Here is a 23496-nt window from a genome sequence, read left to right as displayed (position 1 = left end):
GCCTCGCATGTCGCTCACGAATCGCCGCCCATTCCTCCTCGCGTCGCTGGTCGCGCTCGCCGGCTGCGCGAACAGCCCCGACGACGACCTCCCGCTCACCTTCGACGAGGCGCCGGTCTCCGAGCTCTCGCCCCTCGTCGACGGCGTCCCGCCGAACGCCGAGCTGCCCGACGAGAGCAAGGCCGACGAGGTCTATCCCGCGCGCTTCGATCTGCTCGAGACGCAGACGCCGGTGCGCAACCAGGGCAGCCGCGGCGTGTGCTCGATCTTCGCGACCGCGGCGCTGATGGAGTCGCTCTACATCAGCGAGGGCACGATCACGAGCCCCGACTTCAGCGAGCAGTACCTGCAGTGGTCGGTGAAGACCGAGGTCGGCGCGTTCACCAACACCGACGGCTCGAGCGCGCAGCGCAACCTCGAGGCGATCAACCGCTTCGGCATCGTGGAAGAGAGCCTCTGGCCCTACGAGTCGCGCGGCTGGAGCACCACGCAGGACCCCGCGTGCACCGGTGAGGGCCGTCCCGTGCGCTGCTGGACCAACGGCGAGCCGCCCGCCGCCGCGCGCGAGGGCATGCGCTTCCACCTGCCCGCAGGTCGTTGGATCCGCAGCACGGCGCGCAGCCTCCAGGGCCACATGGTCACCAAGCGCACGCCGGTCGTGGTCGGCGGCGACTTCTTCTACCAGGCGTGGAACCACGGCGGCTCGATGCTGCCGACGAACGGCGAGAACTCGCGCCGCGGCATCGTGATGTCGCCGAACGACGCGGACATCGCGGACTCGCGCATGCGCCCCGCCGGTCACGCGTTCCTGCTGGTCGGCTGGGACTCGGAGATGGAAGTGCAGCGCCTCGACGGCGAGGGCAATCCGGTCGTCGACGCGATGGGCCGCCCGGTGATGGAGCGCGGCTTCTTCATGTTCAAGAACTCGTGGGGCGCCACGCGCTTCGGCACCGAGGGCACTCAGCCCGACGGCTACGGCTGGATCTCGTTCCGCTACGTCGAGCAGTACCTCACCGCGTACGTGAGCGCGCTGCCCACGGTCCGCCTGCCTCCCGAGACCTGCAACAACACGAGCGACGACGATCGCGACGGCGCGATCGACTGCGAGGACAGCGACTGCGCGAGCGATCGTGCGTGCATGGACAGCACGAGCGAGACGACGCACAGCGCGACGCCGATGGTCGCGATCCCCGACAACACCCCGGCGGGCGTGAGCAGCGAGATCGTGGTGGCCGAGGCGGGCGCGATCAGCTCCCTCGCGGTGACCGTCGACATCGCGCACCCGTACCGCGGCGATCTGCAGGTGCGCCTCGAGCGCGACGGCCGCGTGGTCACGCTGCTCGATCGTGCGGGCGGCGCGGACGACCACGTGCAGCAGACGTTCAGCGTCGCCGACTTCAACGGCGTCGATGCGGCGGGCACGTGGCGCCTCGTGGTGGTCGACACCGCGAACGCCGACGCGGGCACGCTGAATTCGTGGAGCCTCGCGATCACGCGCTGCGAGGGCGCGAGCTGCGGCGGCACCGAGCAGACGCGCGAGCACTCGGCGACGCCGAGCGCGGCGATCCCCGACGACAGCACCGCGGGCGTGACCAGCGACATCGTGGTGAGCGACGCCGGGACGATCTCGCGCATGAGCGTGACGGTCGGCATCACGCACGAGTTCCCGATGGACCTCACGGTGCGCCTCTCGCGCGTCGGCGGTCGTGAGTTCGTGCTGCTGCGCGAGGCGTCGATCGACGCGGGCAGCTTCGAGCGCACGTTCGCGGTCGAGGGCTTCGTCGGCGAGAGCGTGACCGGCACGTGGCGCCTCACCGTGGTCGACGGTGCGCGCAACGACGTGGGCACGCTCGATCGCTGGTCGATGAGCGTCACGACGCGCTGAACGACGAGACCGAGCGACATGGCGAGCGCCGATCCCCGCGAGGGATCGGCGCTCGTTCTCGTTCTTGGCCGGTGTCAGCGCCGCCGGGCGTGCTCGGATTCCCAACGCGTGAGCGCGTCGCCGAGCGCGATCGAGAACGACTCACTGACGCCGAAGTCATGGGACGCGCGCACGTCGATGACCTCGGTCCAGCCGCTCACCTCGACGCGACCTTCCGACCAGAGCTCTTCGTCGCGATCGCCGAACTGCAACGCGCGAAACGCGACCGTGCACGTCCGCGGTACGCAGGTGATCGCGTCGAAGTGGTAGACGACACCGCGCTCGCAGTACGTGTCCGGGCAGAGCTCGTCGATCTCACGCGTGATGTGCGCGAGCGCCCGGTGCCTGGGCTCGCGCGCGATCGAGCTCCGCAGCGCGCGCCGCAAATGTGGAGTCGTCGGACGAATCCGCTGGTGACCCGCAGCCAGACGAGGTCGCGAACGCAGTGAGCATCGCGAGTGGACCGAGGCCGCGCACGACGCACCCGGGCGCCCTAGCGCAACAACAGGAACGCGAGCGCGACCGCGACGCCCGCAGCGATCATCCCGAGCACCACGAGCGTCGACACGATCATCGTGATCGCGATGCCTCGCCCCATCTGCTTCGCGACGATCGCCGAGGGATCACCGTAGGCCTGCGCGACGACCGCCGGGGGCGGCCCGCCCGGCGGTCCTCCTCCGAGCGGCGGCGGCGCGTACGGGTTCTGCGCGTAGCCCGCCTGCGCGATCATCTGGTTCATCATCATGCCCGCGACCTGCGCGTGTTGCGCGGCCTGCGAGTGATGCGGATAGACGACCTGGCAGTACGGGCACTGCGTCTTGCGCATGTCGTCGAGCGTGAGCCCGGCGCCACAGCCCTGGCACTTCTGGACGACTTGGTACACGCGGCGCTCAGAGGCTGAGGTACTGGTTGCCGATCCACATCGTGCGGCCGTCGGAGAACACGATCTGCGACTGGCCCTGCGCGATCTGCATGATCGTCCCGGGGTACTTGTTCCCGTCGGACCACTGCACCTTCACCGCGGCGCCGACGATGAGGCCGCTGCCGCCGCCGAGCTGCGCCATGCCGCTCGCCATCTGCACCGCGGCCTGCACCGCGCCCTGGTTCATCACCGCCGCGGCCTGCGCGAAGTACTGCTGGTTGTGCTGGGCCGCGGCGTTCATCTGCATCGCCGCGTGCGCGTTGGGATCGAACGCCGCCGCGCCGCCCGCCGCCGGCGCGCCCGCGGGGCCGCGCTCCACGACGACCGCCCTCGGCTGACCACCCGCGCGCAGCCGCTGCGTCTCCTGCTCCTGCAGCGTGTTGCGCTTCATCGCGAGGTTCATCGGATCGCGGCTCAGCTCGCTCTGCCAGTGCGCGCTGATCGTCGTCCACTCGCCCTGCGTGACCCCGAAGTGCTTCATCGCGGCCTCGTAGCCGAACACCGCGATCGCCGCGCTCATCGCGCACCAGTCTTCGAACGAGACCTTCGCGACGCCGGTCTTCTTCGCGAGCGCCTGGTTGTAGAGCGCCATGTACTTCGTCGCGACCGCGCCCATCAGACTCATGTCCTGCATGCGCGCGGTCCAGCCGCTCTTGGCCGCGGTCCAGTCGGCCGCGCTCACGCCGAGCTGCGCGACCTTCGCGACCTGCGCCTGCTCGTCGGTGATGCCGTCGAGGTCGGCGCCGAGCTCCGCGTAGCGTTCGAGCGAGATGCCTTGGATCGGGGCGTAGGGGTCGGACACGAGGGCTCCTTTCGAGGGCTCGACGACACCTGATTGCAGCCGGCGAGCCATGCTCGGACCGCGGATTTCTCGGGATATTTCGGAGCCGCCCGAGCGTGCGCGCACGGTTCGCGCACGTTTTGCCCGACCGAGCGGTACCCTCGTCCGCGATGCTTCGCCGAACCTTCGTGCTGTTCGTGCTCTTCACTTCACTGCTCGCCGGTTGCGACTGCTCGGGCGACCCACCCGATCGCGCCTGCACCACCTCGAGCGAGTGCCGCAACGGCCAGACCTGCATCGACGATCGGTGCGTCACGATCGACGCGTCGTCGGGCGTCGATGCGTTCGTCGCGATCGATGCGGCGAGCGGGATCGATGCGAGCCCGCGCGATGCGTCGGCCGATGCCGCGTGCATCTCGCTCGACTGCGAGGCCACCGAGGGCTGCTACGACGGCTTCGACGACGACTGCGACGATCGCGTCGACGAAGGTTGTGCCTGCGCGGTCGGCACCACGACGCGATGCCTGCCCGGCCGCAGCGCGCCGACCGCGTCGCTCTGCAGCTTCGGCGAGATGACGTGCGAAGGCGCGGGCGAGTTCGGCGAGTGGGGCCCGTGCGTGGGCGGCGGGGGGCTCGACGGAGGCAGCTCGCTCTACGGGTGTCGCCGCATCGGCATCATGGGCGCGCCGGGCGCGAATCCGTCGTCGAACTTCCAGGCGTGGCTCGAGATGCAGGGCGCGATCGCGACGCGCTTCCACGCGACGGCCGACGCGGCGACGCTCTCGCGCGCCGAGCTCGAGACGTTCGATCTCGTGATCGTCGACTGGCTGCAGCGCCTCTACTCGACCGAAGAGGCGACGACGCTCGCGGACTGGGTGCGCGCGGGCGGCGCGCTGATGGTGATGACCGGGCACGACTCGGGGAACACCGCGGATCGCCATCTCTCGCTGCTCGCCGCGCTCGGCCCGAGCTTCGATCGCGATGCGGGCCCGCTGGACGGGCCCGCGACGCTGCTGCCGCATCCGAGCACCGTCACCGCCGACGGCACCGGCACGCTCCCGCCGGTGAGCTTCTACGGTGGGCTGCGCACCACGGTGCCCGCGGAGCTGGCGGACGAGATCGTCCCGATGGCGGTGATCGGCGACGCGACGGTCGGCGTCGCAGGCCCGCTCGGCGACGGACGCGTGCTGCTCTTCGGCGACGAGTGGATCGAGTTCGACTCGGAGTGGTCGACGATGCCGCCGATCCCTCAGCTGTGGCTCGACACCGTACGTTGGCTGAGCCCCGATTCGCCGGTGTTGCCGGTGTGCGAATAGGCTTCGGCGTGTGGCGCGGGGAGGAGGGTCCGTCGGGCCGGTACTCGCAGCTGCCGTTCACGAGGCAGTGAGCGTCGGGAGGCGGAGGGTCGTTCGCGGGGCGCGCGTTGCGCTTTCCCGCGAAGCGACCACGTCAGTCTCGACGAGGTGTCTGCGAGCCCTGCTGCGTGGGCCCGCCGGACCCTCCTCCCCACGCCCGGTACCGCGGTTCTGCCGCCTCGGTGGGTGGGGTGGTGGATAGCTCGCGGCCGGTCCGCGCTTCGCCGCGGCCCGGACGCTCGCGGGTAGCACCGCGCTTCGCGCGTGTGCGCGCTTCGCGCGGTGTTGGGTGAGAGGCACGCATCACGGCTGTTGATGAGACCGTGGCGAGATATCAGTGGTGGTGATGATTCGGCTCAGCGCTTTCGCAGCGCGCGATGAGGCACTCGGCCCACTGCGCCGAGCTCGACCAGCATTCGCTCGATCACTGCGAGCGCGGGCGACGTCTCGCCACGAGCACGCACCGTCTCCACCACGCCGCGGAGCTCGGACACCGCGCTCGTCAGCTCCGCTTCGTGCGGCGCGAGCAAGGGCGCGAACGCGGGATCGAAGAGGTGCGCCGCGCGCGGTGCGTGCGCTGCGATGCAGTCGAGGAACACGTCGTGGCGTCGCGCCGCCTCCGCGAAGTCGTCGCCCTGCTCGGCGAGCGCGATCCAGTCGAGATCGTCGCTCCACAGCTCCTCGACGAACCCGCGGCGCGCCGGCGTGAGCGCGGTGCCGAGGAAGTCGCGGTTGCCGCGTCGCTCGTTGCCGCGCACCGCGCGGCGCACCGCGTCCGCGATGCGGTGGAAGTTCGGATCGTCGAGCGAGAACCCGACGAAGAGCATGTGCCGCGTCATCAGGAGCGCCTGCACGATGCCCATCAGCGCGCCGCGCTCCTCCGCGTAGCGCAGGTAGTCGGTGCGCGTGAGCACGATCTCCTCGGGACGCGTCACGCAGCCGTGCATCTTGAGCAGCCATCGCGCGCGATCGCTGCGCCGGCCCGGGCCCAGCACCGCGAGCGCGTCGGCGCCGATCACCGGCTCGCTCGCGATCTCGAAGAGACGATCGTAGTTGGTCGTGACGATCTCGTTCACCGGCAGCGCGGCGAGCAGCGCATGCGCGAGCGAGCACCGCTCCGAGCCGAGCAGCGACGCGACCTCACGACCGAGCGCCGCAGTGCCGCCGAACCGCCGCTCGAGCACCTCCGCGCGATCGAGGTGATCGAGCCGCGCGAAGCCCTCGCGATCGTCGATCCCGGCGCGCGCGCCGAGCCGCTCGAGCAGCGTCGCCCAGTCGGGCAGGCCCGCGCCGCGCGAGATCCCGGCGCCGAGGAAGAGCACGAGCTTGCCCTCGACCGCCTGCTGCGCGAGCGCGATCGCCCGCGCGCGCTGGGCCTCGGTGAGCGCGGCCCACGGCGCCTCGTGGGGCGCGCGCGACGCCCAGTACGCGCGGCGCGTCGCTTGCGCTGCCGCGTGGTTCGACGCGTCGAGCGACACCAGCGCGATGTCGATCCCGCGCGCCTCGGTCTCGCGCTCGAGCTCGGGCAGCAGCATCGTGACGATCTCGCCCGCGCGCGCCGCGCCGCCGCCGTAGCCGGTGCCGACGATCGGCATCGCGAGCAAGTGACGCGCGCGACCGTGACGCGGCGGAAGACCATCGCGTCGCAGCCGCTCGTGGGCGCGCGCGACGAACTCGAGCGCGCCCTCGACGAACCACGCGACCTCGGCGTCCTTGCCGCCCCCGATGTGCGTCGCGAAGGGCCGCGGCCGATCGTGATCGCCCTCGAGCGCGACGCAGCGGAGCACCGTGGTCCAGTCGCCGTGCGGCCACTGCCACGCGTCGTAGATGTCGGCGTTGGGCGGGATGCGCCAATACCCGGCAGTGCTGCCGCCGACACCGCAGGGCAGGAGCCACGCGTCGCACTCGAGGCGCAGCAGGTTGCCGTGGACGACGAAGACGTGGCCGCGATCGCGCATCGTGCCGCGCGATCCTACGAGATCAGCGTCGCTTCGCGCGCACCTTCTCGTAGCGCTCGCCCCAGTCGGCGATCGGGCCGAGCGCTGCGTTCAGCGACGCGCCGAGCGGCGTGACCGAGTACTCGACGTGCGGCGGGACCGCGGCGAGCACCTCGCGGTGTACGAGACCGTCCGCCTCGAGCTCGCGGAGCTGCTGCGTGAGCATCTTCTCGCTGATCCCGGGCACCAGGCGCTTGAGCTCGCCGAAGCGCTTCGCCTCGACGTGCATCTCCCAGAGGATCTGCGCCTTCCACTTGCCGCCGATCACCTCGAACGCGGGACCGATGCCGCACACCCGCGGGCGCTTCTTCGCCATCCTCGCCTCCACGCACCAGAAGGTACGTACCCTACCAAAACATCCGTACTCGACGTCTGGTGATCGCATCCACAGAGCTCGTCGCGAAGGAGGCTCCGATGCAGACGAGCGACGTGACGGTGGTGGGCCTGGGCGCGATGGGCGTGACGATCGCCGGGCTCTTCCGCGCCAAGGGCGCGCGGGTGACGGTGTGGAATCGAAGCGCGACGAGAGTCGACGAGGAGGTCGCGCGCGGTGCGATCGCGGCGCCCGACGTCGCGTCGGCGTTCGCGGCGAGCCCGGTGATCGTGATGTGCGTCTCCAACGACGATGCGGTCGACGCGATCCTCGGCGCGCCCGGCGTGACCCTCGTGGGCCGCACGCTGATCCAGCTCACCACCATCTCGCCCGAGACCGCGCGTCGCGGCGCCCGCTGGGCGCGCGAGCACGACGGGCACTTCCTCGCCGGCGCGATCCAGGCCGCGCCGAGCCAGATGGGTCAGCCCGACACGCCGGTGCTCGTGAGCGGCGATCGCGCGACGTGGGATGCGCAGCGCGCGCTGCTCGAGACCCTCGCGGGCGGGCTGGTGTACCTCGGCGACGATCCCGGCGCGTCGGCGACGATGGATCTCGCGACGCTCTCGTGGGTCTACGGCGCGATGATCGGCTTCGTGCACGGCGCGACGATCGCGCAGAAGGAGGGCCTCGACGTCGCGACCTACGGCCGCATCGTGCGCGACATCGCGCCCTCGTTCGGCGCGTTCTTCGCGCACGAGGGCGCGGTGATCCAGTCGGGCGACTTCACCGTCAGCGAGAGCCCGCTGCGCATCTCGGTCGACGCGACCGCGCGCCTGCTCGAGACCGCACGCGCATCGGGGCTGAGCACCGAATTCCCCGCGCTCGCCGCGAGCATCTTCGCGCGCGCCGCGCGCGCCGGGCTCGCCGATCGCGAGGCCGCCGCGATCATCGAGGTGATGCGCTGATCACGAGCTCGCGCTCGTGTAGCGACGGATCGACGTGAGCCACACCGCGCGCGCCGCGAGCGCGAACAGGAGGCCGCCGATCCACGCGCCGATCACCGTCGACCACGGAAGTCGTCCGAGCAGCGCGCCGGCCGGGTAGCTCGTCATCAGCGCGAGCGGGATCACGAACGTGAAGATGATCGAGAGCACGCCGCGATAGACCGTGCTCGGCCAGCGCGCCGCGTCGAACACCGCGAGGAACAAGAAGCGCAGGTTGTCGATGCGCCCCACGTAGAACGCCGCGCTCACCACGATGATCCACAGCGCGTAGAGCACGATGATCGCGAGCACGAGCATGAGCATCGCGAGCGCGACGTGCGCAGGCTCGGGCGCGCGCCCCATCTCGACGAACGCGTAGATCAGCACGCCGATCCCCGCGAGCACGTTCACCCCACGCCACGGCGCGAAGCGCTGCGTCGAGACGAGGAACTGCGCGTCCGCGGGCTTGAGCAGCACGAAGTCGAGCGTGCCGGTGCGGATCGCATCGATCACGGTCGCGAGGCTCGGATGGATCGCGCCCTCGAGGATCCCCTGCAGCAGCGTGAAGAACCCGACGACCGTGAGCGCCTCGGGGTACGTGTAGCCCGCGATCACCGGGCGCTCGTCGAACACCAGCCAGAGCGGGAGCAGCGCGGTGACGGTCCAGAAGATCGAGAAGAACCCGTCGAGCAGGAACTCCCAGCGGTACTGCAGCGCGAGCAGCCCCGAGAGCCGGAGCTGCGTGGCGAGCAATCGCAGGTGACGACGGATCATCCGGCGCGACGTAGCGCGTTCGTCGCGACCGGACGAGCGATCTCGTGCACGCCGGACGTCGGCTCGAGCCGCTCCTCGAGCATGTCGGCCCAGGCGCGCATGTACTTCACGACGTGCGCGCGATCGCGACGCTCGAGCGGGCGCTCGTCGAGCGGGATGCGCGCGAGCACGTCGGGCGCGCAGAGGCGCTCGAGCTCGCCGATGTCGCGGAGCTCCATGCCCGCATCGAGCATCGTCGTGATCACGTCGTCGATCGGAAGGCCGCTGGTGGCGCAGTGCTCGATCGACTGCTCGCCCCAGTCGCCGGCGCGCTGCAGTGCGAGCCGGTGGAGCTCGGCGCGATCGATCTTCGTGAGCGTCTGCGCGAGGTGCCCGCAGTTGCACGCGCCCATGTGCGTCCACTGGTAGGTGGCGCCCTGCTCGAGGCGCGCCGCGGTGGTGCGCAGCGCAGTGACCAGCTCAGACGTCGCGATGGCCATGCGCAGGAGTATGGGTCGCGCGCTCCAGACCCGAAAGACGGGCACGCGCGCTGCAGCGATTCGTCGCATGCCGAACCAGAAGCAGGCGGGCTCGCAGCCGCAGGAGCGCAGCGAGCCGGCGAAGAAGACGGGAACCGAGTGGCCTCACAACCCGCCGCTGCCGTCGCGCGAGGAGGACCCGACGGGCGAGGGCGACGCCCTGCGCTCGAAGGCGCACCCCGGTGACGACACGGTGTTCGCGGCGAACGCCGACGAGACCGAGCCGAAGAAGAAGGAGGAGGGCAAGAAGAAGTCGAATTGAGAGCTGTCGATCCATCGGAGCTGCGCGAACGAGCAAGCGGGGCTGGGGCCCCGCGCGCAGCGTTTGGGGCGGGGGGACCCGATCCGGCTTTGCCGGTCGGGGGGAGGGGTCTTCCAAGACCCCTCCCGAGAGATCGTGCGGCGCGTTGCGACCAACTACGATGGACGTGGTGTCAGCCCGCCACGTGTCGGTCGCGCTTTGCTCTGCGCTCCTCTTCTTGCTTCCTGGATGCGACGAGCCCGTGCCGTTCGCGCCGACCGCGCGCGATGCCGGGCCGCCGCCGGTGTGCGAGGGCGCGGGGGAAGGCATCGTGTGCGTCGCCGACGTCGCGTGGTCGTGCGATGCGCGTGGCGTCGCGAGCGCGCCCGACGACTGCGCGGAGCGCGGTGAGCGCTGCGTGAGCGGGACTGGGTGTCAGCCCTGCGTGCCCAACGAGGTGCGCTGCGACGGCGAGACCATCGAGGTGTGCGACGCGGCGGGCAGCGGCTGGACCCGCGGCGTGACCTGCGAACCCAGCACGGGCCAGCGCTGCAGCGCGGATGGATGTGTCGATCTCTGCGCGCGCGCCGCGGAGGAACGTTCGTACCTCGGGTGCGAGTACTGGCCGGTGGTCACGCGCAACGCGCAGCTCCCGCGCGAGCTCACGTTCGCCGTCGCGATCGCGAACCCGCAGCTCGTGCCCGCGGTGATCGTGATCGATCGCGCGGGCACCGAGATCGCGCGGCGGACCGTCGCGCCGGGCGCGCTCGAGATCGTCGCGCTGCCGTGGATCGACTCGCTGCGCGCGCCGCTCGGCATCGCGTCGGTGCGCGAGACCGGCGGCGCGTACCACCTCGTGTCCGACGTGCCGGTCGTGGTCACGCAGTGGAACCCGCTCGAGTTCCGCCTCGAGCGCGACTGCGAGGACGAAGAGAGCGGGATCCGCGATGGCCAGTGCCACTCGTTCACCAACGACGCATCGCTGCTGCTCCCGGCGCACGTGCTCACCGGCAACTACGTCGCGGTGACCCGCCCCACGTTCTTCCTCGGCCGCGACGGGACGTACGCCACGTCGCCGGGGTTCGTGACGATCGTCGGCGCGGGCGAAGGCGAGGTCTCGGTCGAGATCGAGGCGAGCGCGCGCATCGCGCCGACCCTCGACGGAACGTTCGCAGCGATGGCGCCCGGTGAGCGACGCACGATCACGCTCGGGCGCGGCGAGGTGATGCAGCTCGCGAGCGAAGGCGCGGAGACGTGCCCGGGGATCGAGCGCGACGAGACGAGCGCTCCCGGGATCCGGTACTGCGATCCCGGCAGCGACTACGATCTCACCGGCACCATCGTGCGCGCCGACGGACCGGTCGCGGTGATCGCCGGGCACGACTGCACGTTCGTGCCCTTCGATCGCTGGGCGTGTGATCACCTCGAGGAGCAGCTCTTCCCGGTCGAGTCCCTCGGTCGCTCGGCGTTCGTCGCGCCGACGAGCTCACTGCGCGAGGAGCCGAACCTCTTGCGCGTGGTGAGCGCGGCCGACGCGAACACGATCACGTTCACGCCCGCGATCCACGAGCCGATCACGCTCGGGCGCGGCGAGCACGTGGAGCTCGAGCTGCGCGACGGCGTGCGCGTCGAGGGCACGGGCGCGCTGCTCGCGACGCTCTTCCTCGTCGGCCAGGACTACGCGGGCCTCGGCACGTCGGGGCGCTCGGGCCTCGGCGATCCCGGCATGGCGCTCGCGATCCCCGACGCGCAGTTCCGCACTGCGTACACCGTGCTCGCGCCCGAGACGTACCGCGAGAGCTGGCTCGACGTGATCGCGCCGACCGGCGTGCGGGTGGAGCTCGATCGCACGATCGTCAGCGGCTGGCGCGAGATCGAGGGCACCGGGTGGTCGCACGCGAGCGTGCAGATCCAGCCCGGCGTGCACCGCGCGAGCGCGGAGCGCCCGTTCGGTCTGCAGGTCTACGGGTTCGGCGCGTACACGAGCTACATCGTGTCCGGCGGTCTCGATCTCCGCCCCATCACACCGCCGATCTGAGCTTGCGGGAGGGGTCTTGGAAGACCCCTCCCCCCGACCGGCAAAGCCGGATCGGGTCCCCCCGCCCCAAACGCTGCGCGCGGGGCCCCAGCCCCGCTTGCGGGCTCAGAGCTCGCGGAACGCGCCGCTCGACTCGAAGCGACCCGCCGCCGCGCGCCACGCGGGCGCCGAGCCAAGCTGCGTTCCCTCGACGATGCCGGTGGGCAGCGCGCGCCCGCCGATCGTGATCATCGAAGGTGCGCGCAGCGTCGGCGCGGGGAGCGCGGGCTGCGATCGATCGAGCAGCGAGCTCGCGAGGAAGTGGCTCAGCACCGCGACGTACGCGCGCACCGACGCGGTCTCCGCGCTCGACATCGCGCGTCCTTCCGCCGCGACGCGCAGCTCGGTGATCTCGATCCCACCGAAGCTCGGATCGGCGCCCGACGACACCGTGCTCGCGCGCGCGGTCGCCGAGAAGCGCACCCGCAGCCCATCGCCGTAGGGCGCGGGCCCCTCGAACGTCGCGCTCATCCCGCCGAGCATCAGCGACACGCCGCTCGCATCGACGCTCGCGATCGGCGGCACCGCTGCGTCGAGCCGCATCGTGTCCGGCGCGACCACCATGTCCGGCGCGACCACCATGTCCGGCGCCACGACCATGTCGGGCGCGACCACCATGTCCGGCGCCACGACTCCGTCGAGCGCGCCTGCGCGGTAGAGCGCGTGGAACGTCTGGTTCAGCGCGACCACCGACACCGCCGATCGGCTCGCCGCATCGAGCATCGTGTCGACGTCGATCGCCGCGCTGTCGAGCGCGACGCCGCGCCCTCCGTCGCGCACCGCCTCGCCCATCAGCTCGTAGCGGCTGCGAATCCCCAGCAAGAGGCCGTGCTCCGCGCTCGCCTCGATGCGCGTCGGCGTCGCGGCGAGGCGCAGCTCCGTCGTCGCGCCCGCGTAGCTCGGCACGCTCAGGCTCCCGCGCGCGAGCGGCGTCTCGAGCCCGCCCAGCAGCCCCTCGACCAGCGCACGCACGCCCTCGGCGTACGCGTCTCCGAGATCGTCGCGCGCGCTCGCGGTCGCGGGCTGCGAGGGAAGCTGGCTCCGCAGCGAGGCCACGATCGGATCGCGGATCAGCTCGTGGATGTCGGGGAGCTCGACGTCGACGTTGGTGATCCGCACCGACTCGATGGTGCGCGTCGTCGCGGTCGGCGTGGTGCCGTCGAGCCCGACGTCGACGATCACGGTGATCTCGAGGTCGAGCTCCACCGTGCCCATCGAGTCGAAGTCCGGGCCGACCGGATGGCACTCGAGGGTCACGTCGTCGCAGATCATGTGGGCCTCGTAGGTCCAGCCCACGACGTGCACGCCGAGCCGCAGATCGCGGCTGCGCGCGATCACCCGCAGGCCTCCGTCGACCACCGAGAGCTCGCTCTCCTCGGGCGCGCCGATCGTGCTCGTGTCGAGGTCGATCGTCGTGAACATCACCTGCGGCCCGGTCGAGCACCCGGTCCCGGGATCGGTGGTGCACGGCACGGGATCGAACCCGAAGCTGCCGAGCCCGAGGTCGAGCGCGCCCGCGATCAGCCCGGCGGTGCCGGCGCGCGTCAGCACGTCGTCGAGCGAGCCCAGCGTCGTGTCGTCGTCTCCGTCGTCGACGCCGCGCCCACCGACCTGCAGCAGCGCGGTCGTGCCGACCCGCGCGTCGTCGCCCTCGATCGTCTGGAACGCGGGCGCGACGACGAACGTGCAGAGCTGACGCACGCCGCCGACCTCCACCTCGACGTCGTTCACGCCGAAGCGCACCGGCACCTCGGTCGTGACGAGCCCGTTCGCGTCGATCGCGATCGTCACGTCGTTCACCCGCGCGCTCGTCGCGCCAGGCGCGCGGATCGCCGCGACGAAGGGGACCGGGCGCATCGGCTCGTCGAGCACCATCTCGCCGTGGAACGGCCTCACGCACTCGATCGCGGGCGTGATCGCCACGACGGCGTCGGTGCCTGCGTCGTCGGGCTCGCTCGGCGTCCCACCACACGCGATCAGCAAAGCGAAGAACAGAACGCACGACGGGCGCATCGCGCCCATCGTACTCCCGATCACGTCGTCATCGCCGAGATCGTCCCGCTCACCTCGCCGAGCGTGTCGCTGTCGTAGCCCGCCGCCTGCATCGCGGTGACGAGGCACTGCGCGGGGTGCGTGCCCGCCGCATCGACGTGCTGTCCGGGACCGGCGGGACGAGCACTCCGGTAAGGAGCTCACGCGAACAAGAGCGTGTCGCACATCAGGTTGCCGTGGCGGTTCGTCGGGGTCGGCCCGGTGAAGCACCCGATCTCGCCGAACGTCGCCGCGCCGACGAAGGGCGCGCCGCCGATGGCGCGCGAGTAGAGCGTGCCCACGTCGCGCGCCGCATCGCCGATCGCCATCACGCAGCCGCCGCAGTACACGAGCACGCCGCCGCGCAGCGCGCGTCCACGCTCGCTGCCGAGCGCGCGCGACACCGCTTGCTCGGTGCGGTCCATCAGCGAGCCGCGCGAGCCGATCATCATCACCAGCTCGTCGCCGGTCGCGACCTCGGTGAAGAGCGAGAGCGAGCCGTCGGAGCGCACCTCGTGCGGATGCGAGAGCAGGTGGCGCGGCAGGTTGCCGACCCGATCGATCACGCGCCCCAGCGGGTGCAGCGTGGTCTTCGCGAGCACCACGCCGGGCTCGCGACCGAGCTCGCCGCCGCGCCACTCGTCGTAGACCTCGGCGGCAGGACGGCGATCGATCTCGTACACGACGCGACCCGCGGCGCGCGTGACCACGCCGCGCTGTCGGCCCGGCACGTAGCCACTGACGAACGATCCGTGGATCGGCGAGGCGCTGGTGAACGCGCCGAGCACGAAGCCCTCGCGCTCCACGGTCGCGCCGTGGAAGGCGCGCCACTGCCCGCTGAGATCGTCGTCCGCCGCGCTGCCGCCGTAGGTCGGCGGTGCGGCGCCTTCGAACGCGTCGTCGATGCCCTCGATGATCCGTTCCTCGAAGCCCGGCGTCGCGTGGAGGAGGAGCGCATCGGGCTTGCGGCCGAGGCGCTTGGCGAGCTGCTGCGCGGCATCCCGCGCGGCACGGCGCGCGGGCGCGGCACCACAGGCGCGACCGACGATCTGGAGGTCGGGATCTCCGTCCTCACCGATCAGCGCGAACGCGCCGCGCTCGAAGCCCCGCGGGGTGAACACGCCGCCCGAGGAGGTGCAGCCGAGGACGATGTCGGCGCGCGAGCGCGCGCTCGCGACCATCGCGACCGAGGCCGCATCCGAGGTGGCGTAGACCAGGGCCCAGCGTGCCCGCACAGCGCCGGCGCTCGAGGCTGACAAATCGATGAACCGCATTCGCTCGTCGTCCTCCGGAGGGAAGACCGACTGTGCCGGATGCCGTCCCGGGACCTCAATCGTCACGTGCACGAAACAAACGCCGCACACCGGCGCACCCGAGCGCACGCGATACCGCGAACGTTCTGCAGGACTTCTCGCCTCGAGATCTCGAGGAGCGACCCTTCTGCAGAACGTTCCGGCTCGAGATCTGGACCATCGACCGTTCTACGGAACGTTCTGGCGCCGAATCTCGACCATCGACCGCTCTGCACGACGTTCTGGCGCCGAAATCTCGACCGTCGACCGCTCTGCAGAACGTTCCAGGCCCGCGCTCAGAGGACTGTCCAAAACATCGGCTCGCCCGCTTCGCGCGCTCCCGTCCGGGACCGGCGGGACGAGCACTCCCGCAAGGGCTCAGCCGCCGAACGCCTGGAAGCGCTTCAGCCCGCGGTTCCACAGCACGACGCAGAGCAGGGCGAGCCCGATCACCCAGCCCCACTGGCGCGCGAGCATCGAGAGCGCGTCGTCGAGCGTCATCGAGCGCGTGAGCACCTCGACCGGGAAGCCCAGCTGATAGCGGAACGGCAGCCACTCCGGGAGCCCGCGCAGCGACTCGGGGAAGAGCGCGATCGGCACGAGGTACCCGCTGAACACGAAGAACCCCGAGGTCCACACGTCCATCACCTTGATGCTGCTCTGGGTCCAGAGGCTCAGCGTCCCGACCGCGACGTGCGCGAGGAACGTGATCGACCACGCGCCGATCAACGACACGAAGAAGATCGCGAGCATCCGGGGATCGCTGGTCAGCCGATCGCGCGAGGTCGCGAGCAGCGCGATCACCGCGACCGGCCCCGCGACCAGGAGGCGCATCGGCAGCGCCGCGAGGTTCTCGATCGCGTAGGCCCAGAACGGATGGATCGGGCGCATCAAGCGCAGCGCGAGCGTGCCGTTCTTCACCTCGTAGTTGATCGTCCAGCTCGCCCACGCGCTGGTGACCTGACGCACCACGAACGTCGTCAGGAAGTACGCGACGAAGTCGTCGCCGGTGAAGCCGCGCACCGGGCCGGTCTCCGCCACCGCGATCCACAGCGGCAGCATCACGAGCGGCATCGTCGTGGTGAGCACCCAGACGAGCAGCTCCGCGCGATACGCCATCGCCTCGGCGAATCCGACGCGCATCAGCGTCGGCATCGCGCGCAGGGTGCGCATCATCGCGCGTGCTCTTCCCGCTCCTTGCGCGTGCGCGCGAAGAGCTCGCTCATCACTTCCTCGAGCGGCGCGCTGGTCACCTCGAGATCGATCACCGGGAGCGACTCGAGCGCGCGCGACACCCGCGCCCCGAGATCCTGCTGCGGCACGTCGATCACCGCGCGCTCGCCGGCACACTCGACGATCTTTCCGATCACCTCGAGATCGCTGCGCTCCACCGCGCGCGAGAAGCGCAGCACGACGCGCTTCTCGGGGCGCACCCGGCGCACCAGCTCGTCGAGCGATCCGTCGTAGCTGAGCACGCCCTTGTCGATCACGAGCACGCGCGGACAGAGCGCCGCGACGTCGTCCATGTAGTGGCTCGTCAGGATGAGCGTCGCCTCGTGCTCCTGGTTGTAGCGACGCACGAACTCGCGCACGGCGACCTGCATCGCGACGTCGAGCCCGATCGTGGGCTCGTCGAGGAAGAGCACCTTGGGCTCGTGGATCAGCGCCGCGATGAGCTCGCACTTCATGCGCTCGCCGAGCGAGAGCTCGCGCGTCGGCTTCTTCACGAGATCGCCGAGCTCGAGGAGCTCGCCGAGATCGCGCACCGTCTTCTCGAAGCGCGCGCGCGGCACCTCGTAGACCGCGCGGTTGAGCTCGAAGGTCTCGACCGGCGGCAGATCCCAGAGGAGCTGCTGCTTCTGGCCCATCACCAGCGTGACCTTCTCGAGGAAGCGCACCTCGCGCTTCTGCGGGACGTGCCCGTCGACGCGCACCTCGCCGCTCGTCGGGTGCAGCAGCCCCGCGAGGGTCTTGAGCGTCGTGGTCTTGCCCGCGCCGTTCGGCCCGAGGAACCCCACGCGCTCGCCGCGCGCGAGCGAGAACGAGATCCCGTCGACCGCCTTCACGATCGTGGTGGGCCGGCGGAAGAGCGAGCGTGTCGCCGCGAGCAGCCCCGCGGCGCGCTGGTGCACCCGGAACTCCTTGCGCAGATCGCGCACGACGATCTGCGCGTCTAGCGGCATTCGCTGCCGGGATCGGTGGTGACTTCGCCGCGCAGCGACTCGACGTGATCGAGCCACGCGCGCTGGATGTCCTCGGGTACGCCGTGCGCGATCAGCACCTGACGCAGGATCTCCTTCCGCCGCGCGAACTGCCCGCCGAAGATGCGGTGCGGCCCGTGCGCCGCGCGCAGCGGACGCCCCGTGTACCGCACTCCGGGCGCGCCGAGGAAGTCCGCCGCGTGCTCGTACTCCTTCTCGGCGAGCCGGGCGCGATCGACCTTCGCGAAGAAGAAGCCGATCATCGCGTCGCCGGTCATGCGCGCGACGAAGTCGTCGATGATCGCGCGTACCACGCGCTCGCCCCCGAGCTGCTCGAAGCGGGACTGCATGCGCCATGTCTATCCGGCGGCCTCGGGGCGCGCACGACGACGCGAGCCACCCGGTGCGTGGCCCGCGCCGTCGCGCACCGGGCTATGCGTGCCGCGGCGCGCCCATCGCTCCGCGCGCGCGATCGAACGAGTGGCGGATCGCGTCCTTGACGCGCTCCCAGGTACCGGGGTTCTCGGTCTCCCAGCGCGTGCGCACGTCGCGCTCGATCGCGGTCCACTCGCGGCCGCCGTAGCGACGATCCAGCGCGAACGTGTGCCCCATGCGGTACGCGGGCTCGTAGGTCTCCCACGTCGCGCCCTCGGTCGAGCCGAACGTGCGGTCGAAGTGCCCGCGATGCTCGCGCAGCAGCGCGGCGTCGTACCCGGCGAGCGGCTGGACCGCGACCTCGGTCTTGCGGACCGTGTCGTGGACGTGCTCGACGTGCTCGTCGATATCCTTGCTGACGCGCACCTCCTCGACGACGTGCGCGGTCTTCGCGACGACGACGCGCTCGGCGTGCTCCCTCATCTCGATGTCGCCCGCGCTCCGCGCCGCGTCGATGTCGGCCTCGGTCGCGGGGCGGTCGACGCGCCTGCGATCGACGTGCACGTGCTCCTCGCGGAGCGACACGTCGACGTCGACCGGCTTGTCGATCACGCGCGTCATCACGTGGATGCCGCCGCTCTCGATCTCGCGCTTGCCGACCTCGAGCTCCTCCTCGACGACCGGGATGACGACCTCGCGCTCGGTCGTCTTCTTCGCGCGCCCGATGTCGGTCGCCTTCGCGCGCCCGATGTCGGTGGTCGCGGCGGTCGCCGCGCGCGCGGTGCGCGCCTCGGCGAGCTCGTAGCGCCGCATGATGTCGCTCGCCTTGTCGGCATCGATGTCGCTGGTCTCGGCGATGACCAGCGTGCGTCCGCTCTTCATCGCGGACTCGTAGCGTCCGAGGTCGGAGCGCGGGATCCCGAGGGTCTCGAGATCGCTCGTCGACGCAGTGCGCCGACACAGGATGTCCTTGCGGGCGAAGCCCGCGCCCAGAAGCTCGCTCTCGACGCGCTTGCTCGTCGCGTCGTCGAAGAGCCCGACGACCGTCTTGGCCATGATGACTTCTCCTCCTGTTCGATGTCCTTCGGTGGCGTGCCTCTCTCCTTCGCGTCAGCGCGAGAGCAGCACGATCTCGCTGCGACGGTTCTCCTGCCGACCCTCCTCCGTGTCGTTCGACGCGATCGGTCGCGACGCGCCGTAGCCCTGGGCCTCGATGCGATCCCGGGCGATGCCGCGCTCGACCAGCGCGTCGCGGACCGAGACCGCGCGCATCTGGGACAGCGCGTCGTTGAACCCGGGATCGCCCGTCGAGTCGGTGTGTCCCTCGACGCGCACGCGCGCGGACGGATTCGCCTCGAGCATCTCGGCGATCCGGTCGATCGCCTCGGTGTCGGAGGGCAGGTCCGCCTCCGACGTCGAGAAGTCGAGCCCGTCGATCGTGTAGCGCGCGGGGAGCTGCTCGCCGGAGGCCTCGTCGAACGCCGAGGCGAACGCGTCGAGCCCGCCGCGCGGCGCCTCGACGAGCGTCTCCTCGCTCGGCGCGGGCTGCGTCGGCTCGGCCGCAGCCTGCTCCTCCTCCATCGCGGCCTGATCCGCCGCGAACTGGTCCTGCTCCATCGCGGCCTGATCCGCCGCGGCCTGCTCCTCCATCGCGGCCTGCTCCGCCGCGTCCTGCTCCATCGCGGCCTGATCGGCGGCCGCCTGGTCCTGCTCCATCGCGGCCTGGTCCGCCGCGGCCTGCTCCTCCATCGCGGCCTGATCCGCCGCGGCTCGTTCCTGCGGAGCCATGCCCGCCGGCGCGCCTCCGACCGTCGCCTGCTGCTGCTGTCCCTGCGGCTCCATCGCGGGCTCACCCTCGGGCGCGGGCTGCTCGGTCTCGGGGGTCGGCGCGACCAGCGGTGCGGGCGTCGCCTCGGGCTTGCCCGCGGGCTCGCGCGCGGGCGGGGGCGTCGGCGTCGCCGTCTCGGCCGGCTCGGGCTTCGCCGGGGGCTCGCGCTCCGCGACGCGCGCCTCGCGCTCGACGGGCACCGGCGCCATCGCGGCGCGCCGCTCCTCGCCGCGCCCGCGGAACAGGAAGAAGAGCCCGAGCAGCAGCGCGCCGAGCACGAGCAGCGGCACCAGCCAGGTGGGCCGCTTCCGGTGCGGCTCCTCGGTGACGACGCGCTGCGTGCGCACGGTCTCCGTCGCGACCGGCCCCGCCACGGGGCGTTCGTACACCTGCGGGCCGGACACCGCGTACGTGCGCGAGACCTCGTCGGGCACCAGCCCACCGAGGTACGAGCGCTGCTGGCCGAGCAGCGACGAGAGCCCGTTCGCGTCGAGCCGCTGCTCGCGAACCGTCTTGCCGAGCACGCCCATCACGAGCGGCGCGAGCATCGCGAGCAGGCCACCCATCGATCGCCCGCTCATGCCCGAGCGTCCGGCGAGCGCTCCTGCGACCTCGTCGGTGCGCGTTCCGAAGATCGATCCGAGGATCCCCGACCCCTCGCGCGCGAGCGGCTCGCCGGTGACGCCTCCACGGCCGAACGACGACGCGATCCGCGGGAGCGCGTCCGGCGAGTCGTACTGGTTCGAGCGCACGAGCGCGAGCACGCGTGACGCGCCGCCCGGCGTGTCGCCCATCGTCGTCAGCCCGCCGAGGATGGCGGGGATGCCGGCGTGTGCGCCGCGCCGGACCACGTCCGGGCTCTCGCCCACCGCTCCCCCGAGGCCGGCTAGCGTGTCGGTCCCGATCACCGACGTCACTTCGTTCAACAGGTTGATCGCCACGACGGATGCTCCTTCCGCCCCGGCGCGCGCAGCGCGGGGCCAGCCGGCGCCGCGTTGCAGCGACCGTGCGTGTGACCTCGGATGGCGCGGCGCTTCTCCGCTCGACGCGATCGCGCTCGCGCCGCGTGGGGCGCGATGGGGATGGAGTCCGGGCGTGCGAGGCGCCGCGCGGCGACACGCGGGTGCTACCTTCGTCGCCCGTGAGCACCGCCCAGCTGGACGCGCTCGAGAAGGCGCTCTCTGCATCCCCAGACAACCTCGCGTTGCGCGCGATCGTCGTCGAGACACTGCTCGCCGCCGGCGAGGCGCGCCGCGCCGCGCGCCACCTCGACGTCGTCGATCCCCAGGCGGCGCTCGAGCCCGCGCAGCGCGTCACGGCGATCGACGTCTACCTGCGCGCCGAGAACCCGACGCGCGCGCTCGCGTTCGCGACCGGCGATCGCCCCGAGGTCACCCTCCGCCGCGCCCGCGCGCTGCTCGCGCTCGATCGCCGCGACGAGGCGCTCGCCGCGTATCGCTCCGCGATCGCTGCGAACCCGACGCTCGAGGACAAAGAGCTCGCGAGCGCGCTCGAGGCGAAAGTGCGCGAGGTCGCGCGGCCTGGTGGTCCGAAGCTACGCGTCATCGCGAACGACGCGACCGACGACGCCGAGGTCGTCCGCATGCTCCAGCCCGCGCGCGAGAAGGTCACGCTGCGCGACGTCGGCGGCCACGACGAGGTGAAGCGGCAGATCGAGAAGAAGATCATCCTGCCCTTCCAGAAGCCGACGATCTTCCAGCGCTTCAAGAAGCGCGTGGGCGGCGGGATCCTGCTCTACGGTCCGCCGGGCTGCGGCAAGACGCTGCTCGCGCGCGCCACCGCCGGCGAGTGCGACGCCACGTTCTTCGACGTCGCGATCTCCGACATTCTCGACATGTACATCGGGGAGTCGGAGCGGAAGCTCCACGCGATCTTCGAGAAGGCGCGCAGCAGCACGCCTGCGGTGCTCTTCTTCGACGAGCTCGAGGCGCTCGCGGGCAAGCGCCAGTACAGCCGCGAGATGCACGCGTCGAAGATCGTCAGTCAGTTCCTCGCGGAGATGGACGGCTTCGCGCAGAACAACGGCGGCGTGCTCGTGCTCGGCGCGACCAACGTGCCGTGGGCGATCGATCCCGCGTTCCGCCGTCCCGGTCGCTTCGATCGTGTGCTCTTCGTGCCGCCGCCCGATCGCGCGGCGCGCGCGTCGATCCTCGAGGTCCTGCTGCGCGACAAGCCGACCGACGGAGCGATCGACGTGGCCGCGATCGCGGCGCGCACCAGCGGGCTCTCGGGCGCCGATCTCGGTCACCTCGTCGAGAACGCGACCGACGCGGCGATCGAGGAGTCGCTCGAGCGCGGCGCGGAAGTGCCGATCAGCCAGGCGCACCTGGTGCGCGCGCTCGGCGAGACCCGCGCGACGACGAGCGAGTGGCTGACGACGGCGCGCAACTACGCGCGCTACGCGAACGAGGCCGGGCAGTACGACGAGGTCCTCGCGTTCCTCGATCGACACGGGAAGGGTTGAACGATGAGCTATCGGATCGTCGACGAGCCGAGCGCGAGCGGGCTCGCGCGCTTCGCGGTGCGACCGTTCTGGCCACTGCTCGCACAGATGCTCGCGGGCGCGTGGCTCGCGTGGCCTTGGTTCATCGTGAACTCGATCGCGATGGGCAGCGCGACACGCAAGCAGGAGCAGCGCTGGGTCGCGATCGCCGCGATCGGCTCGGTGGTGGTGACCGCGCTGGTGATGGCGATGCTGGGCGCCGAGGCCGCGGGCGCGGCGGCGCGTTACGTCGTGCTGGTGATGCTCGCGCTCAAGCTCGGCGTCGCGTACTGGCTGCACACGCTGCAGGAGCGAACGTTCGGGCTCTTCGAGCACTTCGGCCACCGAGCGCGCAGCGGGCTCGCGCTGGTGATCGCGGGCGCGATCCTCCGCGCGACGATCCTCCCCGAGCTCCCGCTCTTCTTGCTGCTGGTGCTCTCGTGAGCGAGTCGTTCGCGGATCGGAAGCTCGAGCTCGCGCGGCGCTTCATCGCGCAGCGTCACTGGGGCGGCGCGGTCGAGGCGCTGAAGGACGTGCTGGGGAGCGATCCCGATCACGCCGACGCGCACCTGATGCTCGCGCTCGCGCTCTACGAGCAGCGCCGCATCCACGCCGCGCTGCACGAGGCCGAGAGCGGCCTCGCGCTCGCGCCCGAGAGCGCGCAGGCGCACCGCGTGCTCGGCGTCGTGCTGATCGGCATGCGCCGGCTCGACGACGCGCAGCGGCACCTCGATGCAGCGCTCGCGATCGAGCCCGCCGACGTGCCCTCGCACGTCGCGCTCTCCACGCTCGCCACGCTGCGCGGCCGCCGCGACGAGGCGCGCGGGTGGCTCGAGAAGGCGCTGGTCCTCGACCCCACCGATCCCGAGACGCTCGCCGATCTGGCGCGCATCGAGGCCGACGCGGGCGATCTCGCGGCCGCCGAGCGACACGCGCGCGAGGCGCTCGAGGAGCACCCCGGCGCATCGAGCGCGCTGGTCGCGATGGGGCTGGTGCTCCTCAAGAAGGGCGACGTCGCGGGCGCGCGCGAGCACGCGATCTGGGCGCTGCGCAACGACGCGACCGATGTGCAGGCGCTGAGCCTGCTCGCGCAGATCAAGGCGCGCGAGAGCGTGTGGCTCGGCCTGTGGTGGCGCTGGGCGAGCTTCACGAGCGAGCTCGGCGACGGACGCTCGGTCGCGCTGATGCTCGGGACGTTCATCACGTACCGCATCGCGCGCCTGGTGCTCGAGGACCTCGATCTCGAGGCCGCCGCGTCGCTGCTGCAGTACGTGTGGCTCGCGGTCTGCGCCTATACCTGGATCGGCCCGGGTGTGTTCCGCCGCATGCTCGACAAGGAGCTCGAGACCGTCCACCTCCGCGACGATTACTAGTCGGCTAA

The 23496-nt window shown here is 71.4% G+C and carries 22 protein-coding genes; 8 read left to right on the top strand and 14 right to left on the bottom strand.

Annotation, left to right across the window (positions count from 1 at the left end; genetic code table 11):
• Positions 1-7 precede the first annotated feature (7 nt).
• The gene (locus tag I5071_RS39720; RefSeq protein WP_236518592.1) at positions 8-1885 is read left to right on the top strand and encodes a proprotein convertase P-domain-containing protein; all 1878 of its coding nucleotides are present in this window, start codon (positions 8-10) and stop codon (positions 1883-1885) included.
• Between the two features lie 74 nt (positions 1886-1959).
• Here the strand turns inward: I5071_RS39720 and I5071_RS39715 are convergent, their stop codons facing one another.
• From I5071_RS39715 to I5071_RS39705, 3 genes are all read right to left on the bottom strand, one after another.
• Entirely contained in the window at positions 1960-2310 is a 351-nt protein-coding gene (locus tag I5071_RS39715) for a hypothetical protein (RefSeq protein ID WP_236518591.1), read from the bottom strand.
• A 107-nt stretch (positions 2311-2417) separates the two neighbouring features.
• Positions 2418-2807 carry a hypothetical protein gene (locus I5071_RS39710; RefSeq protein WP_236518590.1) on the bottom strand — a complete coding sequence of 130 codons (390 nt, stop codon included), beginning with the start codon at positions 2805-2807 and terminating at the stop codon, positions 2418-2420.
• Positions 2808-2814: 7 nt separating this feature from the next.
• Complete coding sequence (locus I5071_RS39705) at positions 2815-3648, bottom strand: hypothetical protein (RefSeq protein WP_236518589.1); 834 nt, start codon at positions 3646-3648, stop codon at positions 2815-2817.
• A gap of 149 nt (positions 3649-3797) precedes the next feature.
• Here I5071_RS39705 and I5071_RS39700 point away from each other — a divergent pair, with 149 nt between their 5' ends.
• Complete coding sequence (locus I5071_RS39700; protein ID WP_236518588.1) at positions 3798-4943, top strand: DUF4350 domain-containing protein; 1146 nt, start codon at positions 3798-3800, stop codon at positions 4941-4943.
• A gap of 395 nt (positions 4944-5338) precedes the next feature.
• On the opposite strand, the gene I5071_RS39695 is transcribed toward I5071_RS39700, so the two are convergent.
• Together I5071_RS39695 and I5071_RS39690 are read right to left on the bottom strand one after the other, a co-directional pair.
• Positions 5339-6940, bottom strand: a complete 1602-nt coding sequence (locus I5071_RS39695) for an SIR2 family protein (protein WP_236518587.1) — start codon at positions 6938-6940, stop codon at positions 5339-5341.
• A gap of 22 nt (positions 6941-6962) precedes the next feature.
• Entirely contained in the window at positions 6963-7295 is a 333-nt protein-coding gene (locus I5071_RS39690) for a winged helix-turn-helix transcriptional regulator (protein ID WP_236518586.1), read from the bottom strand.
• Positions 7296-7393: 98 nt separating this feature from the next.
• Between I5071_RS39690 and I5071_RS39685 the strand changes: the two genes are divergently transcribed.
• The gene (locus I5071_RS39685) at positions 7394-8257 is read left to right on the top strand and encodes an NAD(P)-dependent oxidoreductase (protein WP_236518585.1); all 864 of its coding nucleotides are present in this window, start codon (positions 7394-7396) and stop codon (positions 8255-8257) included.
• On the opposite strand, the gene I5071_RS39680 is transcribed toward I5071_RS39685, so the two are convergent.
• Both I5071_RS39680 and I5071_RS39675 read right to left on the bottom strand, forming a co-directional pair.
• A complete protein-coding gene (locus tag I5071_RS39680) occupies positions 8258-9049 on the bottom strand; it encodes an ABC transporter permease (protein ID WP_236518584.1) in 792 nt (263 codons plus the stop codon).
• Positions 9046-9528, bottom strand: a complete 483-nt coding sequence (locus I5071_RS39675; protein WP_236518583.1) for a hypothetical protein — start codon at positions 9526-9528, stop codon at positions 9046-9048. Before I5071_RS39675 ends, I5071_RS39680 begins: the two co-directional genes overlap by 4 nt.
• Before the next feature lie 67 nt (positions 9529-9595).
• Here I5071_RS39675 and I5071_RS39670 point away from each other — a divergent pair, with 67 nt between their 5' ends.
• Together I5071_RS39670 and I5071_RS39665 are read left to right on the top strand one after the other, a co-directional pair.
• Positions 9596-9829 carry a hypothetical protein gene (locus tag I5071_RS39670; RefSeq protein ID WP_236518582.1) on the top strand — a complete coding sequence of 78 codons (234 nt, stop codon included), beginning with the start codon at positions 9596-9598 and terminating at the stop codon, positions 9827-9829.
• Between the two features lie 241 nt (positions 9830-10070).
• Positions 10071-11846: an IgGFc-binding protein gene (locus I5071_RS39665; RefSeq protein WP_236518581.1), complete on the top strand. Its 1776-nt coding sequence runs from the start codon at positions 10071-10073 to the stop codon at positions 11844-11846.
• A gap of 105 nt (positions 11847-11951) precedes the next feature.
• Here I5071_RS39665 and I5071_RS39660 read toward each other — a convergent pair whose 3' ends face one another.
• The 7 genes from I5071_RS39660 to I5071_RS39630 all read right to left on the bottom strand — a co-directional run bounded on the left by I5071_RS39660 (position 11952) and on the right by I5071_RS39630 (position 20553).
• Positions 11952-13898, bottom strand: a complete 1947-nt coding sequence (locus I5071_RS39660) for a hypothetical protein (RefSeq protein ID WP_236518580.1) — start codon at positions 13896-13898, stop codon at positions 11952-11954.
• A gap of 179 nt (positions 13899-14077) precedes the next feature.
• Positions 14078-15151 (bottom strand): FIST signal transduction protein, encoded by a 1074-nt coding sequence (locus tag I5071_RS39655; RefSeq protein WP_236518579.1) that lies wholly within the window; start codon positions 15149-15151, stop codon positions 14078-14080.
• Positions 15152-15586: 435 nt separating this feature from the next.
• Positions 15587-16384 (bottom strand): ABC transporter permease, encoded by a 798-nt coding sequence (locus tag I5071_RS39650; RefSeq protein WP_236518578.1) that lies wholly within the window; start codon positions 16382-16384, stop codon positions 15587-15589.
• Positions 16381-17391, bottom strand: coding sequence for an ABC transporter ATP-binding protein (locus tag I5071_RS39645; RefSeq protein ID WP_236518577.1), 1011 nt, complete (start codon positions 17389-17391; stop codon positions 16381-16383). Before I5071_RS39645 ends, I5071_RS39650 begins: the two co-directional genes overlap by 4 nt.
• Entirely contained in the window at positions 17382-17759 is a 378-nt protein-coding gene (locus I5071_RS39640) for a group I truncated hemoglobin (protein WP_236518576.1), read from the bottom strand. Before I5071_RS39640 ends, I5071_RS39645 begins: the two co-directional genes overlap by 10 nt.
• 82 nt (positions 17760-17841) lie before the next feature.
• Positions 17842-18840: a YsnF/AvaK domain-containing protein gene (locus I5071_RS39635; RefSeq protein ID WP_236518575.1), complete on the bottom strand. Its 999-nt coding sequence runs from the start codon at positions 18838-18840 to the stop codon at positions 17842-17844.
• Positions 18841-18894: 54 nt separating this feature from the next.
• Positions 18895-20553, bottom strand: coding sequence for a DUF937 domain-containing protein (locus tag I5071_RS39630; RefSeq protein ID WP_236518574.1), 1659 nt, complete (start codon positions 20551-20553; stop codon positions 18895-18897).
• A gap of 65 nt (positions 20554-20618) precedes the next feature.
• Between I5071_RS39630 and I5071_RS39625 the strand changes: the two genes are divergently transcribed.
• The 3 genes from I5071_RS39625 to I5071_RS39615 are packed head-to-tail and all read left to right on the top strand — an operon-like array spanning position 20619 to position 23488.
• Entirely contained in the window at positions 20619-22097 is a 1479-nt protein-coding gene (locus tag I5071_RS39625; protein WP_236518573.1) for an ATP-binding protein, read from the top strand.
• Between the two features lie 3 nt (positions 22098-22100).
• The gene (locus I5071_RS39620) at positions 22101-22559 is read left to right on the top strand and encodes a hypothetical protein (protein ID WP_236518572.1); all 459 of its coding nucleotides are present in this window, start codon (positions 22101-22103) and stop codon (positions 22557-22559) included.
• The gene (locus I5071_RS39615; RefSeq protein WP_236518571.1) at positions 22556-23488 is read left to right on the top strand and encodes a tetratricopeptide repeat protein; all 933 of its coding nucleotides are present in this window, start codon (positions 22556-22558) and stop codon (positions 23486-23488) included. Before I5071_RS39620 ends, I5071_RS39615 begins: the two co-directional genes overlap by 4 nt.
• Positions 23489-23496 lie beyond the last annotated feature (8 nt).

This window comes from Sandaracinus amylolyticus (assembly GCF_021631985.1).
GTDB lineage: Bacteria > Myxococcota_A > Polyangia > Polyangiales > Sandaracinaceae > Sandaracinus > Sandaracinus amylolyticus_A.
The sequence above is the reverse complement of the archived record's forward strand: the minus strand, read 5'-3'. Positions and strand labels throughout refer to the sequence as shown.